Below are 16713 nucleotides of genomic sequence, written 5' to 3'. Positions count from 1 at the left end.
GGGGGGGGCATTGAACGGTGGGGTGACTACCTTGGATAAGGTGGCGCAAACATTTGTTAATGATCGTGTTTATCTCACTTCGCTTAGCAATGCAGATTTTGTTGCTCGCATTTTCCAGTACGGTTTTGAGCGAGCTCCTACTGCTGCTGAATCGTCAAGCTATTTGGCATTACTTGACGGTGGCGCAACGCGTGGCAGTGTTGTTGTAGATATTATCGAAGCACTTCGTGGCAGTGTTGCGCCTTCAGATGCTACGGCACAGGCTCATTTCAACGCCATTACTAGCGTTTATACTCCAGGGCAATTGCCTGCATTGAATATTCAAGAGCAGGTCGCCGCGGTTTATTTAGGTGTTCCAGGACGTGGAATCGATGCACAGGCCTTGGATACCTGGGGCAAAATTCTTTCCTCAGGAAGCCTGACGTCTACAACTCTGACGGCTAAATTGTTGAGTTCAAGTGAGTTTCAGCAGAAAGGTGCCCAGCTGACAGGCGATGCTTTTATTCAGCATGTCTATACATTGGTACATGGTGTTGCCGCTACCACAGCACAATTGGCTCTCTATAGTGGTTTAGGAAGTGACAAATCGGTTATCACCCAAGCCATCATAAACGACCTCCGCAACTCAACGGCCACTGACGCCACGACTGTAACCCAGCAGCATGGCTTTGAATACGACATCGGTACCAGCCTACTGTACAAAACCGCTGCGTCTCTGACGGCAACAGCCGCCGGCGGTAACGCAACCGGCACCGTCAACACCGGCACATCGCATCAAATCAGCAACGCCGAAACAGCGGTACTGACGAATGTTCAACTGAACGCCAATGCCGCTAGCATCGTGAACCTGAAGTTCGCCGACCATCTGGCGAATCTGACCATCAACGGCACCAGCGCAGCAACGGTCAACTTGTCTGACAATGGTGTTAATCCAGGTGTAGATATCACCGTGAATAACGGCAACGTCATCCTGAACGCCAGTTCGGGTGCGGATGACGTAGTTGTCACATCGACGGCCAACATCGCGACCGGTTCCGCACAGTTCAACCTCGGCGCCGGCAACGACAGCCTGCACTGGGTGGGCAACGGGGTTTCCGGTGGGGCGAACACTGTCGCGAACACGGTTAAGGCTGATGGTGGTGCGGGTACGGACTCCATCTCCGCCAACTTCATCACCAAAACTGTAGTAACCAACCAAAACGCCCTGGGCGTTCGCACCAGTACCGTGACCAGCAACGCCAACAACTTCTCGAACTTTGAGAAAATTGACCTGACCGGCTATATCGGCAAGTCCGTCGGTACGCTGATTACGACGCCGCTAATCGGTTCACCGACCACCACCAGCGTCACAACGCCGACCCACACCTTTGACTTTGGCCTGACCAACGGCACATCTACGGTGGAAGGCACCACGGGCGGCACGGTTACGCAGAACGCGGCGGCCACCAACCTGGGCTCACAAGGTTTTGTGATCTCCGGTCTGGCTAACGTCAACGTCATCAACGCCGCCGGCGGCAACGCCGCGCAGTTGGAAGTGAAAGGGGACGCGACTTCCGCCAGTACGCTGAACTTCACCTTCGTGCAGAACGCCACCGATCATTTCAATATCAACTTTGATGCGGTGAGTTCTTCCAATGTGAATGCCGGCGCCATTACCCTTAACAGCAGCAGCAGCGCCTTGTTGGGCACCGCTCTGACCACGGTGAACGTGGCCTCAGGCGGTACCGGCAGCTTTGACAACATTCTGTCACTGGCCGGCACCAATGCGCAGGTTCAGACCATCAACGTGACCGGTGATCACGCGCTGGATCTGACGTTGGGCAGCGGTTTCAGCAACGTGCGTGATATCAATGCGTCCACCAACACCGGGGGGCTGAATCTCGACTCCAGCCATGGCGGTACCGGTGACGGTATCATCGTTCAATTGCTGAACATTCTGCCGCTGAGTGTCATTACCACCAACCTGTTGGCGCCGGTGTTGACGGCGTTGGGCCTGAACGGTTACCAGATGACCGTAGAAGGCTCCAGTGCTGCCGATACCCTGGGCGTGATTGGCAACACCACGCTGACCGGTGGCGCAGGTGCCAACACCTATGACATCAAGGCGAGTAACACGCAGGCGGGTGTGACCATCAAGGACTTTAATAGCCTCAAGGACTCGATTGTCGACGTGAACCATGGCGGCCTGACTATTTCCGATGACGCCAGCGGCACTGCGGTAGCGAACTACGGTACGCGCTCTGCCGACACGTTGGATGCGTTGTTGGGGACACTGGTGGGCGGTTTGACCAACGGCGTTATCGGCCTGTTGGGTGGTATCTTGGGTCTGGATAGCAGCAACTCGCTGACGGCGAAAGTGGGTGTGGCATCCGTTGTATTCAGCGGTGGCGGTAACACTGCAAGCTCGTATGTAATTATCGACAACAACGATAACCACACGCTGGACCTCAACGATACCGTGGTATACCTGACAGGGCAAAACCACCAGCAATTGGTGGATACTCTGCACTACGCGTAAGTATGAATTCCAGTGGGTTATAATGCCCATTGAAACTGTTAGTCAATCAATAATACGGGGTGTGTAAACACCCCGTATTCTTTGAAAATTGTGAACTACGTCATTATCTCTAATTTATTCCCTTTCGTACTAAACTCGCGTTGCCCTGTCTACTATTTATCTCACTGTTTTCATTTGTTTTTTTCTGTGGTTCGTGAGGCGATTTTTTTTGCTTACGGCCTTGCTGATATCCGCTTTCTCTACCTATAGTTAGAAAAAGTATCTGCAGTCTCGAGCATGTCTGGGGTGGGGGTTCTTTAGGATTTATTTTATTTTTCCCTTTTTAGGATTTTCCTTATAAGAGTCCAATGCGGATTTTGACTGACAGTGCACATGATGTAAGGGCAGAAAGTGAATCAATTTATACCGCGCAATGAAATTGCGGATGTTATACGGACTCGCAGTAAGGTTTTTTGGACCGTTGGCATATTTACCGCATTTATTAATTTATTAATGCTAGTTCCTTCTATCTATATGCTCCAGGTTTACGACCGGGTGCTTCCTTCGCGTAATGAAATCACGCTGTTGATGCTGACGCTGATCATGCTGGGCATGTTCGGCATGATGTCGCTGTTGGAATACGTGCGCAGCATGGTGGTGATCCGTATCGGCAGTCAGCTGGATATGCGTCTCAACACGCGAGTCTACACTGCGGCCTACGAGGCGAATCTGAAAAACGGTTCTTCTGACGCCGGCCAGATGCTGAGCGACTTGACCAATCTGCGTCAATTCCTCACCGGCAGCGCGCTGTTCGCCTTCTTTGATGCACCGTGGTTTCCGATCTATCTGTTGGTGATATTCCTCTTTAACCCTTGGTTGGGGCTGTTCGCCCTGGTCGGTGCACTGTTGTTGATCGCATTGGCGGTGATCAACGAAATGGTGTCGAAAAAGCCGCTGGCGGAAGCCAGCAAGCTGTCGATTATGTCCGGTACGTTGGCCAGCACCAATCTGCGAAATGCCGAAGTGATCGAGGCTTTAGGGATGTTGCCTAACCTGAAACGCCGGTGGTTCGGTCTGCACCAGCGATTCTTGAACAGCCAACGCATCGCCAGCGAACGCGCATCGCGGGTCACGTCGATCACCAAGTTTGTGCGCATGTCGCTGCAATCACTGGTGTTGGGGCTGGGGGGGTGGCTGGCTATCGATGGGCACATCACGCCCGGTATGATGATTGCCGGCTCCATTCTGATGGGGCGAACGCTGGCGCCGATTGAGCAGGTTATTAACGTCTGGAAGAGCTACAGCGCGGCGAAGCTTTCTTATGGCCGGTTGGTCAAGCTGCTGGAAACGCACCCGCAACGTGGTACCGGTATGTCCTTGCCGCGTCCGGAAGGGGTGCTTGCCGTAGAAGGCGTCACCGCTACGCCGCCGGGATCCAAAGGCGATGCGGTATTGCATAACGTGAGTTTTGCCATTCAGCCTGGTGATGTGCTGGGGATCATTGGCCCGAGCGCGTCGGGGAAATCGACGCTGGCTCGTTTGCTGGTCGGCATTTGGCCGGTCAGTGAAGGGATTGTTCGGTTGGATAATGCTGACATCTATCAGTGGAACAAGGATGAGTTGGGGCCGTATATCGGCTATCTGCCGCAGGACATTGAGCTGTTTGCCGGGACTATCGCCGAGAATATCGCTCGCTTTAACGAGATCGACTCAGAGAAGGTCATTGAAGCCGCTAAGTTGGCCGGTGTGCACGAACTGATCCTGCGTTTCCCGAACGGCTACGATTCGGTGCTCGGCAACGGTGGCGCTGGGCTGTCCGGTGGGCAGAAACAGCGTATCGGCCTGGCGCGCGCACTGTACGGCGACCCTTCGCTGGTGGTTTTGGATGAGCCTAACTCCAATCTGGATGATGCGGGCGAGAAAGCGTTGAACCAGGCCATTATGTTCCTCAAGCAACGTAATAAAACGGTGGTTCTGATTACCCATCGCACCAATTTGCTGTCGATGACCAGCAAGCTGTTGCTCTTGGTGAATGGCAACGTCAACGCGTTCGGCCCGACTCAACAAGTGCTTCAGGCGTTAGCCAATGCGCAAAAAGCGCAGACGCAACAGCCTCAGCAAGCGGTGAGGGCGGTAAATTCTGAGCCAGATGAAGGCAATATCCCAAAAACGCAAATTAATTAAGCCGTGAATTGCCTGATGGCTTTATTGCCGTCCGCAGTTTAAAGGAGTTGGTATGTCGACGCACATTGGCGAGCCGCAAGACTCGTATATTGAAGAGATCCCACAGGATGAACGGCGGTTTACCCGGATGGGCTGGCTGGTCGTGGGAATTGGTCTGTTCGGATTTTTGGCTTGGGCAGCGTTTGCGCCCCTGGATAAAGGGGTGGCATCACCGGGATCGGTAACCGTTTCCGGCAACCGCAAAACGGTGCAGGCACCGGCCAGCGGCATCATCAAAAATATCGCGGTGAAAGAGGGCGACAAGGTGAAAGCCGGTGAAGTCCTGGTGCAGTTGAGCCAGGTGCAGGCACAGGCGCAGGTCGATTCCCTGCGCGACCAGTACTACACCACGCTGGCCACCGAAGGGCGTTTACTCGCCGAACGCGATGGTCTGAGTAGCGTCACTTTTTCTCCCATTTTTACCCAGATCAAGGATCAGCCGCGTGTGGCTGAAATTATCGCGTTGCAAACGCAGCTGTTCGCTTCCCGCCGCCAGGGGCTGCAAAGTGAAATTGACGGTTATAAGCAGTCGATGGACGGGATTCGTTTCCAATTGAAAGGCCTGCAGGATTCACGCGTCAACAAGCAGATCCAACTTTCCAGCCTGCGTGAACAGATGAACAGCATGAAGCAGCTGGCTGCGGACGGCTACCTGCCACGCAATCGCTATCTGGAAGTTCAGCGTCAGTTCGCCGAAGTGAATAGCAGCATCGATGAAACTGTCGGGCGGATTGGCCAATTGCAAAAGCAGCTGCAAGAATCTCAGCAGCGTATCGATCAACGTTTCGCCGACTATCAACGCGAGGTCAGAACGCAACTGGCACAAACCCAAATGGACGCCAGTGAGTTTCGCAATAAGCTGCAAATGGCCGATTTCGATCTGGGCAACACCGCCATCACCTCACCGGTGGACGGCACCGTGGTCGGATTGAATATCTTCACTCAGGGGGGCGTCGTGGGAGCGGGTGACCACCTGATGGACGTTGTACCCAGCCAGGCGACGCTGGTGGTGGATTCTCGCCTGAAAGTCGACCTGATCGATAAGGTGTACAACGGGTTGCCGGTGGATCTGATGTTTACCGCCTTCAACCAAAACAAAACCCCGAAAATTCCAGGAACGGTCACATTGGTTTCCGCCGACCGTCTGGTCGACAAAGCCAACGGTGAGCCTTACTACCAGATGCAGGTTACGGTCTCACCGGAGGGCATGAAGATGCTCAGTGGCGAGGACATCAAGCCGGGGATGCCGGTAGAGGTGTTCGTGAAAACGGGGTCGCGCTCACTGCTGAGTTATCTGTTTAAACCTATTTTGGATCGCGCTCATACTTCATTAACCGAGGAATAATTTTGATTCAATCAAAACGACAGGCTGCCGGTCTGGTTATCGGCACCCTTTTGTTTGCGATATCTGCGCCGGTTTATTCGATAGGGATTTTAGACGCATATTCGCTGGCATTAGAAAAGGACCCGACCTTCCGGGCGGCTATAAAAGAGAAAGAAGCGGGAGATGAGAACGAAAACATCGGCAGGGCGGGGCTGCTGCCGAAAGTGTCGTTGAACTATCAGAATTCGCCGCGCAATTGGCAGACGCAAAAATACCCGCAGAGCGACTTTTTCGGCAATGTTTCGGAGGTCACCCGGCGGCAACAATATCGTAGTTATTCCAGTTCGATCACGCTGACACAGCCGCTGTTCGATTATGAAGCGTACGCGCGTTACAAAGCCGGCGTAGCGCAGACGATGATGTCGGACGAGCGCTATCGCAGTAAGTTGCTGGATCTTGCGGTTAGGGTGATTAACGCCTATGTCGAAGTGGCCTATTCCAAGGATCAAATCGCGTTGGCCGAAGCGCAAAAGGCGGCTTACAAGGAACAGTTGACCTTGAACGATCGCCTGATGAGCGCCGGTGAAGGCACCATTACCGACGTATCGGAAACCCAGGCGCGCTACAGCCTGGCCGAAGCGCAGGTAATCGAAGCGCGCGATGCGCTGGATGCCGCCCAGCGCGAATTGGAAGTGATTATCGGCATACCGCTGAACCAACTGGATGAATTGCAGGTTTTGCGACCGGGCAAGTTTAAGGTGGCGCCGCTGATCCCGTCCAAATTTGAAGAGTGGCAAAAGATCGCGCTGGAGAACAACCCGGTGCTAGCCGCCTCGCGTCATGGCGTGGATGCCGCTAAGTATGACGTCGAAAGGAATCGGGCGGGCTTTATGCCGCAGGTTCAGCTGTATGCTTCGCATTCGGAAAACGATTCCAGCAGCGATAACACGGTTAACCAGAAATACCGTACCGACAGTATCGGCGTGCAGGTCAGTATGCCTATTTATTCCGGCGGCGGCGTTTCGGCGTCGACCCGGCAGGCGGCGGCGCGCTATGGCCAGGCGATGTATGAAATGGATGCGCAGACGGGCACCACGCTCAACGATCTGCGCAAGCAGTACAATCTGTGCATCAGCAGCCGCGCCAAGGTGGCGGCCTATGAGCTGGCGGTACAGTCTGCCACCACACAGGTGACGGCGACCCGGCAAAGCGTGCTGGCCGGGCAACGTGTCAACGTTGACGTGCTCAACGCCGAACAGCAGCTCTATAGCGCTCAGCGCGATCTGGCCTCCGCCAAGTACGCCTACATCAAGTCCTGGATTACCTTGCTGAGCGACTCCGGGACGTTGGACGAAAAAGATGTTATGCGGGTAGCGCAGTATTTTGCCCGCAGTCGTTAGCAATATATTCACTATGAGCATTAATCTGAAAGAGCAGCACGATGCTGCTCTTTTTTGCGTTAATACGTTATGTTATCGGCTGGTGGTTCCTTCTGTATTTATACTTGCCTGGTTTATTTCTATACATAATTTTCTGTTAAGGAACGGTAGGTTAGAGGGATACATGCTTTTCGCAAAGTGTAACTATTGGTTAATGATCGAACGAATTTTAGAATGATGCTGCTGACGTGCGGCGTCGTCCTTGTAAGAACGATGGCTGAGTAAAGGGTAGATAATGTCCAAACTAATTCCTGTGGTTATGGCCGGCGGTACTGGGAGTCGTCTGTGGCCGATGTCGCGAGAATCGTTTCCTAAACAGTTTTTATCTATTGATGACAGCGGGGTGAGCCTGCTGCAACAAACGTTACAGCGTTTGTCGGGTCTGACCGGTATCGAAGTTGCTGCTCCTCTGGTCATCTGCAACGAGGAACACCGTTTTTTGGTTGCCGAGCAATTGCGCGGAATTGGGCAATTAGCGACCAACATTATTTTAGAGCCCGTAGGGCGCAATACCGCGCCGGCAGTGGCGTTAGCCGCTCATCTTGCAGCGGAAGAAGACGAAGACAGCATGCTCTTGGTGCTGGCTGCAGACCATCTGATCACGAAAGTAGATAATTTCCACGCGGCGATTCAGACGGCAATCTCTTTTGCGGTCAACAACCAACTGGTCACGTTTGGCATTATTCCGGAGCATCCGGAAACCGGGTACGGTTACATCAAACGCGGCAGTCACTTGTCTCATGATTGCTTTAAGGTTGATTCATTCGTGGAAAAACCACGTTTGGAGAAAGCGATAGAATACCTCGCCAGCGGTGAATATAGCTGGAACAGCGGTATGTTCATGTTCAAAACCGCCAAGTTTTTGCAAGAGTTGCAGCAGTTTAGCCCAGACATCTTTAACACAACCCAGCAGTCTGTGGTTAAAAGCCAACGCGACATGAACTTTATTCGGGTTGAACAAGCGATCTTCAAACACTGTCCGAGCGACTCCATCGACTATGCGGTGATGGAAAAAACGCGTGATGCTGTAGTGATTCCCATTGATGCTGGCTGGAGTGACGTTGGTTCTTGGTCCTCGCTGTGGGACGTTTCTAAGAAAGATCATTTGGGCAATGTCAATGTGGGCGACATTATCTCGATCGATTCCAATGACAACTACATTTCCTCTGAATCCGCGTTGGTGGCGACCATTGGGTTGGAAAACCTGATCGTGGTCAACACCAATGATGCCTTGCTGATCGCTCACAAGGACAAAGTGCAGGATGTGAAGAAAGTGGTTGATGAGCTTAAAAAGCGCAATCTTCATCATTTTCGCCAGCATTCCACCGCATATCGTCCCTGGGGCAAGATTTGCGACATCGACAGCGGCACGCACTTCCAGGTGAAGAGAATCATTGTCCGGCCAGGTGAAGGCTTGTCAGTACAACGCCATCTCCACCGTGCTGAACATTGGGTCGTCGTGAGTGGGACAGCAAGAGTTAACGTTGATGACCAAGAGTTCTTCTTGTCGGAAAATCAGTCTACCTTCATTCCTGCGGGCAGTGTCCATACGCTAGAAAACCCGGGAAAAATCGATTTGGAAATGATCGAGGTCAGGTCGGGGCACTATCTGGAAGAAGATGATATTGAGCGTTTGCAAGATCGCTATGGCAGAGTTTAATAGGGTTTGGTAATGCAAAAATTGACGTGTTTTAAAGCTTATGACATTCGGGGAAAGCTGGGCGAAGAGCTGAATGAGGACATCGCGTATCGTATTGGACGCGCCTATGGCGAGTTTTTAAAGCCCAAAAATATCGTGTTGGGCAGCGATGTGCGGTTAACCAGTGAAAGCCTGAAGTTGGCGCTGGCGAAGGGTTTACAGGATGCGGGTACTGATGTGATAGACATCGGTTTAACCGGTACCGAAGAAATCTATTTCGCCACAACCTATTTAAAAACTGATGGTGGCGTAGAAGTCACCGCCAGCCATAACCCTATTGATTACAACGGCATGAAGTTAGTGCGTGAGGGCTCTCGCCCGATTAGCGGCGATACCGGGTTACGGGCGATCCAAGAGCTGGCGGAGAAAAACCAGTTTCAGGCGCTAGCAGCGACAGCAACGCGCGGCAGCTACGTACGCCAGGACGTATTAGGGGCTTATGTAGAACACATTCTGTCCTATGTAGACGTGAAAAATTTCAAACCGTTGAAGCTAGTGATCAACTCGGGCAACGGTGCTGCGGGGCATGTGATCGATGCTATTGAAGCGCAACTGAAGGCGCGGGGTGTGCCGCTGGAGTTTATCAAGGTGCATCACCAGCCGGACGGCTCTTTCCCCAACGGCATTCCAAATCCACTGCTGCCTGAGTGTCGTGCGGATACCGCCGATGCGGTGCGAGAGCATGGCGCTGATATGGGCATTGCGTTCGACGGCGATTTTGATCGCTGCTTCCTGTTCGATGAAAAAGGCGATTTCATTGAGGGCTATTATATCGTCGGCTTGCTGGCGGAGGCCTTCTTGCAGAAACAGCCGGGCGCGAAGATAATCCACGATCCACGCCTGAGTTGGAACACCGTCGATGTGGTCACCGGTGCTGGGGGCGTACCCGTGATGTCGAAAACCGGTCATGCTTTCATTAAAGAACGCATGCGTGCGGAAGACGCCATTTATGGCGGCGAGATGAGTGCTCACCACTATTTCCGTGATTTTGCTTATTGTGACAGTGGCATGATCCCATGGCTGCTGGTCGCTGAGCTGGTCAGTGTGAAGGGACAAACTCTGGGGCAACTGGTACAGGATCGCATTGCCGCCTACCCGTCTTCCGGTGAGATCAATATCAAGCTGGCTCAGCCTGTCGTGTCAATCGAAAGCGTTAAACAACACTATTTACCGCATGCCGATGAGGTGGACTACACCGATGGCATCAGCATGGCGTTCGCAGGCTGGCGTTTCAATCTGCGTTCCTCCAATACGGAACCGGTTGTGCGTCTTAACGTCGAATCTCGTGCCGATGTTGCGCTGATGCAAGAGAAAACCGACGAGATTTTGGCGCTGTTGTCAAACTGAGTGCGACGCGTAAGGAACACACTGTAGAGCTGTCTTGAACAGCTCTTTTTTTTTGTAAGGCTTAAACTCCCCATGTTCTGTCTCACACACACTTGGGATGCTTCAGAAAGGCAGTGAGGTTTTCTCTTGATATAACCAAGAACGCGGCTAAATATTTTAGCCTCTTTGTAGGGAGCCAGGTCAAAGCCTCCTGGCAGGCCGATTGTTTACTTGCTGGCCAAAAACGAGTGTACCAAGGGAACTCTGGGGACATATGGATGGTCAATTATGATCGAAAAGGCGTGCGTGAGTCCAAGCTTCGTTTAAAATCAATTGATTGCTTAAAGAAGACAGTTCATCTTGAGCGCCAGGGGCGCGAGTAAGGAGTTTTTATGGCGGTTTTAGTCACCGGTGGGGCCGGTTATATCGGTTCTCACACTGTTCTGGCTTTGTTGGAACATGGCGAAGATGTCGTAGTGTTAGATAATTTATCGAACTCTTCCGATGAGTCTCTGCGTCGCGTTGAGAAACTCGCGGGCAGAAGTGCTCAATTCTACCAAGGCGATATCTTGGATGCTGAGTGTCTGCACCGTATCTTCGAGGCTCACGCCATTTCGGCCGTGATCCATTTTGCTGGGCTAAAGGCTGTCGGAGAGTCGACGCGCAAGCCGCTAGAGTATTATCAGAACAATGTCACTGGCACGTTGGTATTGTTGGAGGAAATGCGTCGTGCGGGTGTGCATAAGTTTATCTTCAGTTCTTCTGCCACGGTGTACGGTACTCCAGAGCAAGTTCCTTTGACTGAGACGTCACGGGTTGGCGGTACGACGAATCCTTACGGCACGTCGAAGTTGATGGTAGAACAAATTCTGCAAGATTTCGCTAAAGCAGAACCGCAATTCTCCATTACCGCCTTACGTTACTTCAACCCGGTCGGTGCGCACGAATCTGGCATGATCGGTGAAGATCCAAATGGTATTCCTAACAATCTGATGCCTTATATTGCTCAGGTGGCAATCGGAAAACTGGAGAAACTGTCAATTTTTGGTGACGACTATCCGACACAGGATGGCACGGGTGTCAGAGATTACATTCATGTCATGGATTTGGCTGAAGGTCATCTCAAGGCGATTGAACACATCGATGAACACCAAGGTTTTACGGTCTATAATCTGGGGACTGGGGTAGGGTATTCTGTGTTGGAGATGCTCCATGCTTTTGAAAAGGCTTCAGGTCGCAATGTAGCTTACCAAATTGTACCACGTCGAGAGGGCGACATTGCAGAATGCTGGTCCGCTCCAGAATTGGCGTTCAAAGAATTGGGATGGAAGGCTACCCGTGATTTGGATGCCATGATGCGTGATGCGTGGAATTGGCAGAAGAACAATCCTCGGGGTTATCGTCCCGGTTGATAGCGAAGTTCGTTAATGACAAAATATGGCATAATGTAAATTAATTGTAACCAACGAGGGCTCGATTGACCATTTCTATGTTGGTTGCAATTAAAATATGTTTAATAACAATGAGATATCATGATTCATCCTTCAATGAGCCACATAATTTTTGACTATTTTTTGTGGATGAGTGTCGGATATTTTGATTAATTGTGCTAATCTCCGATACCTTCGTCTACGGTGCGTTCATTGAGCTATCCAAAATTTATTCTCGTTTAGTTTCTGTTCGAAAACTGGGCGAGTGGGTAGTGATAGACTGCTGGGGATGCATGTTCAGGCGGCCATCCTTTGGGCCTCTGAGGTGAGCGTATTAGTTAGCAGGTTACCTAATGAAAGTGATTGAGACACCAGTCGCAGGTGTGAAGTTGATTGAGCCGAAAGTGTTCGGTGATCATCGTGGTTTTTTCGTCGAAACGTTTCAAAAAAACCGCTATCAAGAAATGTTAGATATTGATGTGGATTTTGTTCAGGACAACCATTCGCGTTCTTCTAAAGGAGTATTGCGTGGTTTGCATTTCCAGCGAATCAAACCCCAAGGCAAGCTAGTCCGAGTTGTACGTGGAGAGGTCTATGATGTTGTAGTGGATATCAGGGTCGATTCGCCGACGTACAAAAAATGGGTTGGTGTTCACTTGTCGGAAGATAACCACCACCAACTTTGGGTTCCGCCAGGTCTCGCACATGGTTTCTTAGTGATTTCAGACATTGCTGATTTCGAATACAAGTGCACAGAGTACTATGATCCTGCTAGCGAAGCATGCTTGCTTTGGAATGATCCTGAAATTGGCATTGATTGGCCAGTCGATCAGCCATTGCTATCGCCAAAGGATCTACAAGGTAAATTACTTAGAGAGCTTTTTTAATGCGTGTACTTTTGACAGGTTCTATGGGGCAACTGGGACGCTGTTTCAGCGATAGGTTTCCTACCGATTGGAGCCTGCTAGCACTGGACAGCAAGCAACTTGACATCTGTGATTCTGATGCGATTGAGCAAGCGGTGACGGAATTTGAGCCCGATGTTATCGTAAACGCCGCCGCTTATACTGCTGTTGATAAGGCTGAATCTGAACCAGATGTAGCTAAAGCAATCAATACCTACGGGCCTGGCTACCTGGCAGCAGCTGCTGCTGCACGAAATATTCCTTTTGTACACGTATCAACCGACTATGTTTTTGATGGCCGTTCGGAAGAACCCTACTGCGAAGATGCTCCCTGCTCGCCACAAAACATTTATGGTAAAACCAAGCTTGAAGGTGAGATTGCTGCGCTGAAGGCTAATCCAAAAACTATTGTAATAAGAACGGCTTGGGTGTTTAGCGAGTACGGCAATAATTTTGTTAAAACGATGTTGCGCGTCGGGTCACAAAGGGGTGAACTTGGCGTGGTAAGCGATCAGCAAGGCTGCCCGACTTATGCCGGTGATATCGCTGATGCCATAATCTCCATGCTGCAAGAACCAGGTGAATACGGTGTCTATCACTTTTGTGGTGATTCAATGGTTTCTTGGTATGAGTTTGCGCAGATAATTTTCCAACAGGCTACTGAAAGTGGGCTATACCCACATCAGGTCATCGTGAATCCGATTACTACGCAAGAGTATCCTACACCTGCGTCCCGGCCTGTATACTCTGTTCTTAACACTGATAAGATCTGCGCGTTGAATCTTAAACCTAGCGCTTGGCGCCAGCAGTTACATGCTGTGATTCGCAAACTGTTGCAGTAGGTGGATCTTGGTTTGCATGGAATAAAAGGGGATAATTTTATCCCCTTTGATGTTTTTGTTTATTGGTGACGGTTTGCGTTCCAATAGACGAGTGATAATACATCAGCCATCACACTCTTGTAACTGATTGTTTTTAAATGATTATTGGTTAGGAACTTCATACGGCATGTTTTCAAAACAAAAACAATACCAAATTGTTGCTTCAATCGTATTGTATAACCATAGCTATGCCCAACTAGAAGACACGTTACTTTCTTTGCTTAGCGAAAAATGTGTTCAAAAAATAGTTTTGGTTGATAACGGTGGTTCTGAATGGGCTGCAAAACTAGATAATCATCGCATTAGTTATATTTGTGCGGAAGCCAATAACGGTTTTGGCTACGGCCATAATCTGGCAATGAAGCGTTATCTGAATGAATGTGAATATTTTTTGATTTGTAACCCAGATATCAGTTTTACCTCGGGGGCGCTCGAGAGTCTCTACAATTTTGCGCGGAACCAAAAACACCGCTTTGTTTCTCCTCGCATTCAATATAGCGATGGGCGATTCCAATACAGTTGCCGCTTACTGCCTACACCTGCCAATTTGTTTCTTCGGCGCTTTTTCCCTAAATGGGGAGCTAAGCTGGATGCCACTTATGAAATCCAGCGTGCTGATTACACTAAATCCTTCGCAGTTCCTTCAGTTTCTGGTTGTTTTATGCTGGTTGAATCCACGTTGTTAGCGAACTTGGGAGGATTTGATGAACGGTATTTTATGTATTTAGAAGATGTGGATTTGTGCCGCCGGGCTTTGTCAATGAGCGATATTGTCTACTTCCCTGGTGCTACTATCATCCATGTTTTTGGTAAAGGTTCTTATAAAAACCTTAATTTATTCATTTATCACATGAAATCAGTTGTCTTATATTTCAATAAATGGGGATGGTGGCACGATCCACAGAGATCCAAGGTGAATACTACCTGTTTGAAGACTATTCCCATGACTTCTCCTGAAATCAAGCGGTAACATGATTGAAGATGATGTCTATGTTTTATGAGTTCAATTACATCTAAGGTATTGATTATGTTTGTTATGACTGGATGCAATTTCGAAGCGCAAAATGTTGGTATGGCAGCGGGGTGGGGTAATGAGTAATCCTCATAAATCGCAACCTCTGTCACCCCTAGCTCTGATCCGTAACATTTGGGGGTTCAAATCGCTGATCTTGCAAATGACAAAACGTGAGGTTGTTGGGCGATACAAGGGTTCCACTATGGGACTGGCATGGTCGTTCCTCAATCCTTTGTTTATGTTGACGGTCTATACATTTGTTTTTTCGGTTGTTTTTAAAGCACGTTGGTCCGTCGGTGGCGATGAAAGCCGTACGCAGTTTGCTGTAATCCTCTTTGTTGGCATGATTGTGCATGGTTTTTTTGCCGAGGTGGTTAATCGGGCACCGCAAATTATCCTAGGGAATACCAACTATGTGAAGAAAGTGGTTTTCCCTTTGGAAACGTTGCCAGTGATTGGGTTATGCGCTGCGTTGTTCCATACCCTGATCAGCTTGGTTGTACTGCTATGTGCATTCTTTTTATTCAACGGTTTTCTGCACTGGACCGTCGTTTTTATACCGTTAGTTTTCTTGCCGCTGGTCGTTTTTTGCCTTGGATTGGCATGGATATTGGCATCCCTGGGTGTTTTTATACGCGATGTTGGTCAGACGACTGTCATTATCACAACGGTTATGATGTTTTTGTCACCAGTATTTTTCCCTATCACGTCGTTACCGGAAAAATATCGCATTTGGATAATGCTTAATCCCCTAACATTTATTATTGAGCAATCACGGAATGTCTTAATTTGGGGGCGTTTGCCTGAATGGCAAGGTTTAGCTGTTTACACCCTGGCGGCATCATTAGTTGCATGGTTCGGTTTTGTATTCTTCCAGAAAACCAGAAAGGGGTTTGCTGATGTCCTCTAATGAAATCGCGATCCAAGTGACTGCATTGAGCAAATGTTATCAAATTTATGATCGTCCACGAGATCGTTTAAAACAGTTTTTTGCTCCGAGGTTACAACGTGTAGTACGACGTGAGTCTCGCCGCTATTTCCGCGAGTTTTGGGCACTTCGCGATGTCTCATTCTCTATTAAGAAAGGTGAGACCGTAGGTATTATCGGACGAAATGGTGCAGGTAAGTCAACGTTATTACAGATGATATGCGGTACGCTGACTCCAACTCAGGGAGAAATACAAGTCAATGGCCGTATTGCGGCCCTACTTGAGTTAGGCGCAGGGTTCAATCCTGAGTTCACGGGGCGTGATAATGTCTATCTTAATGGCTCTGTTCTAGGTTTTTCCCGTGAACAGATCGATGAGCGTTTTCAGGAGATTACTGACTTCGCAGATATTGGCGAGTTTATCGATCAACCCGTTAAAACATACTCAAGCGGGATGTATATTCGTCTGGCTTTTGCTGTCCAAGCCTGTGTCGAACCTGAAATCCTTATCGTGGACGAGGCGTTAGCCGTAGGCGATATCGGTTTTCAATATAAATGCTATAAACGCATGGAGGCTCTTCGTGCTAAGGGGGTCACTATTATCATGGTGACCCACTCTACCGGTAGTATTCTGGAATACGCTGACCGTTGTTTGGTTATGAACAATGGGGAGTTAGTGGGCGACACCTATGACGTACTGGCTGCTGTTCTGGCTTATGAGAAAGGAATGCTGTTGTCGCAAGCAGTGAAACGAGAGAATACGGGCAAGATCTCCTCGTCTGTTGTGATGAATCAATCTGACTTGCAGGGTTTGCAACAGGGGCAGTTGAATACCGAAGTGGGAGAAAAGCGCTTTGGCAGTGCTCGAGCGATTATTCAAAATCTCGAAGTGATAAAATCGGATGGCACTTCACTCTCCGATAAGCCTTTGGTACGTTCTGGTGATGAACTGACCTTGGATTTTACTATCCTTGCTTCAGAAGAGATTCGAGATGTTGCCTTGGGAATCTCCATCTCTAAAGCGCAGGGGGGAGATATTTGGGGGG

At 49.8% G+C, this 16713-nt stretch carries 12 protein-coding genes; all 12 read left to right on the top strand.

What is annotated here, in order from left to right:
* Nucleotides 1-2518 (top strand): beta strand repeat-containing protein (locus QMZ29_RS13315; protein WP_283225779.1); only part of this gene is annotated, 2518 nt, incomplete at its 5' end.
* Between the two features lie 390 nt (nt 2519-2908).
* Nucleotides 2909-4681: a type I secretion system permease/ATPase gene (locus QMZ29_RS13310; protein ID WP_025302175.1), complete on the top strand. Its 1773-nt coding sequence runs from the start codon at nt 2909-2911 to the stop codon at nt 4679-4681.
* A gap of 52 nt (nt 4682-4733) precedes the next feature.
* On the top strand, nt 4734-6065 hold the full coding sequence (locus QMZ29_RS13305) for an HlyD family type I secretion periplasmic adaptor subunit (RefSeq protein ID WP_025302176.1): 1332 nt from the start codon (nt 4734-4736) through the stop codon (nt 6063-6065).
* Nucleotides 6066-6067: 2 nt separating this feature from the next.
* The gene (locus QMZ29_RS13300) at nt 6068-7444 is read left to right on the top strand and encodes a TolC family outer membrane protein (RefSeq protein ID WP_141997653.1); all 1377 of its coding nucleotides are present in this window, start codon (nt 6068-6070) and stop codon (nt 7442-7444) included.
* Between the two features lie 274 nt (nt 7445-7718).
* Entirely contained in the window at nt 7719-9143 is a 1425-nt protein-coding gene (locus tag QMZ29_RS13295) for a mannose-1-phosphate guanylyltransferase/mannose-6-phosphate isomerase (protein WP_147823012.1), read from the top strand.
* A 12-nt stretch (nt 9144-9155) separates the two neighbouring features.
* Complete coding sequence (gene cpsG, locus QMZ29_RS13290) at nt 9156-10529, top strand: phosphomannomutase CpsG (RefSeq protein WP_043142826.1); 1374 nt, start codon at nt 9156-9158, stop codon at nt 10527-10529.
* Nucleotides 10530-10900: 371 nt separating this feature from the next.
* The gene (gene galE / locus QMZ29_RS13285; RefSeq protein ID WP_049205858.1) at nt 10901-11920 is read left to right on the top strand and encodes a UDP-glucose 4-epimerase GalE; all 1020 of its coding nucleotides are present in this window, start codon (nt 10901-10903) and stop codon (nt 11918-11920) included.
* A gap of 371 nt (nt 11921-12291) precedes the next feature.
* Nucleotides 12292-12825, top strand: a complete 534-nt coding sequence (gene rfbC / locus QMZ29_RS13280; RefSeq protein WP_049205859.1) for a dTDP-4-dehydrorhamnose 3,5-epimerase — start codon at nt 12292-12294, stop codon at nt 12823-12825.
* Nucleotides 12825-13685: a dTDP-4-dehydrorhamnose reductase gene (gene rfbD, locus QMZ29_RS13275; RefSeq protein WP_049205861.1), complete on the top strand. Its 861-nt coding sequence runs from the start codon at nt 12825-12827 to the stop codon at nt 13683-13685. The genes rfbC and rfbD overlap by 1 nt, the downstream gene beginning before the upstream one ends.
* Before the next feature lie 166 nt (nt 13686-13851).
* Nucleotides 13852-14694 (top strand): glycosyltransferase, encoded by an 843-nt coding sequence (locus QMZ29_RS13270; protein WP_072269816.1) that lies wholly within the window; start codon nt 13852-13854, stop codon nt 14692-14694.
* A gap of 121 nt (nt 14695-14815) precedes the next feature.
* The gene (locus tag QMZ29_RS13265) at nt 14816-15649 is read left to right on the top strand and encodes an ABC transporter permease (RefSeq protein WP_049205867.1); all 834 of its coding nucleotides are present in this window, start codon (nt 14816-14818) and stop codon (nt 15647-15649) included.
* Nucleotides 15639-16713, top strand: a 1075-nt coding sequence (locus QMZ29_RS13260) for an ABC transporter ATP-binding protein (protein ID WP_283225778.1), incomplete at its 3' end; no start/stop codon positions are given. The genes QMZ29_RS13265 and QMZ29_RS13260, both read left to right, overlap by 11 nt.

The sequence above is a fragment of the Serratia sp. PF-27 genome (assembly GCF_030053255.1).
GTDB classification, from domain to species: Bacteria; Pseudomonadota; Gammaproteobacteria; order Enterobacterales; family Enterobacteriaceae; genus Serratia; species Serratia bockelmannii.
The sequence above is the reverse complement of the archived record's forward strand: the minus strand, read 5'-3'. Positions and strand labels throughout refer to the sequence as shown.

Excerpts from the sequence above, each read along its gene's own strand:
- QMZ29_RS13305 (WP_025302176.1), top strand. The coding sequence starts at position 4,734 with ATGTCGACGCACATTGGCGAGCCGCAAGACTCGTATATTGAAGAGATC.
- QMZ29_RS13295 (WP_147823012.1), top strand. The coding sequence starts at position 7,719 with ATGTCCAAACTAATTCCTGTGGTTATGGCCGGCGGTACTGGGAGTCGT.
- cpsG (WP_043142826.1), top strand. The coding sequence starts at position 9,156 with ATGCAAAAATTGACGTGTTTTAAAGCTTATGACATTCGGGGAAAGCTG.
- galE (WP_049205858.1), top strand. The coding sequence starts at position 10,901 with ATGGCGGTTTTAGTCACCGGTGGGGCCGGTTATATCGGTTCTCACACT.
- rfbC (WP_049205859.1), top strand. The coding sequence starts at position 12,292 with ATGAAAGTGATTGAGACACCAGTCGCAGGTGTGAAGTTGATTGAGCCG.
- rfbD (WP_049205861.1), top strand. The coding sequence starts at position 12,825 with ATGCGTGTACTTTTGACAGGTTCTATGGGGCAACTGGGACGCTGTTTC.
- QMZ29_RS13270 (WP_072269816.1), top strand. The coding sequence starts at position 13,852 with ATGTTTTCAAAACAAAAACAATACCAAATTGTTGCTTCAATCGTATTG.
- QMZ29_RS13265 (WP_049205867.1), top strand. The coding sequence starts at position 14,816 with ATGAGTAATCCTCATAAATCGCAACCTCTGTCACCCCTAGCTCTGATC.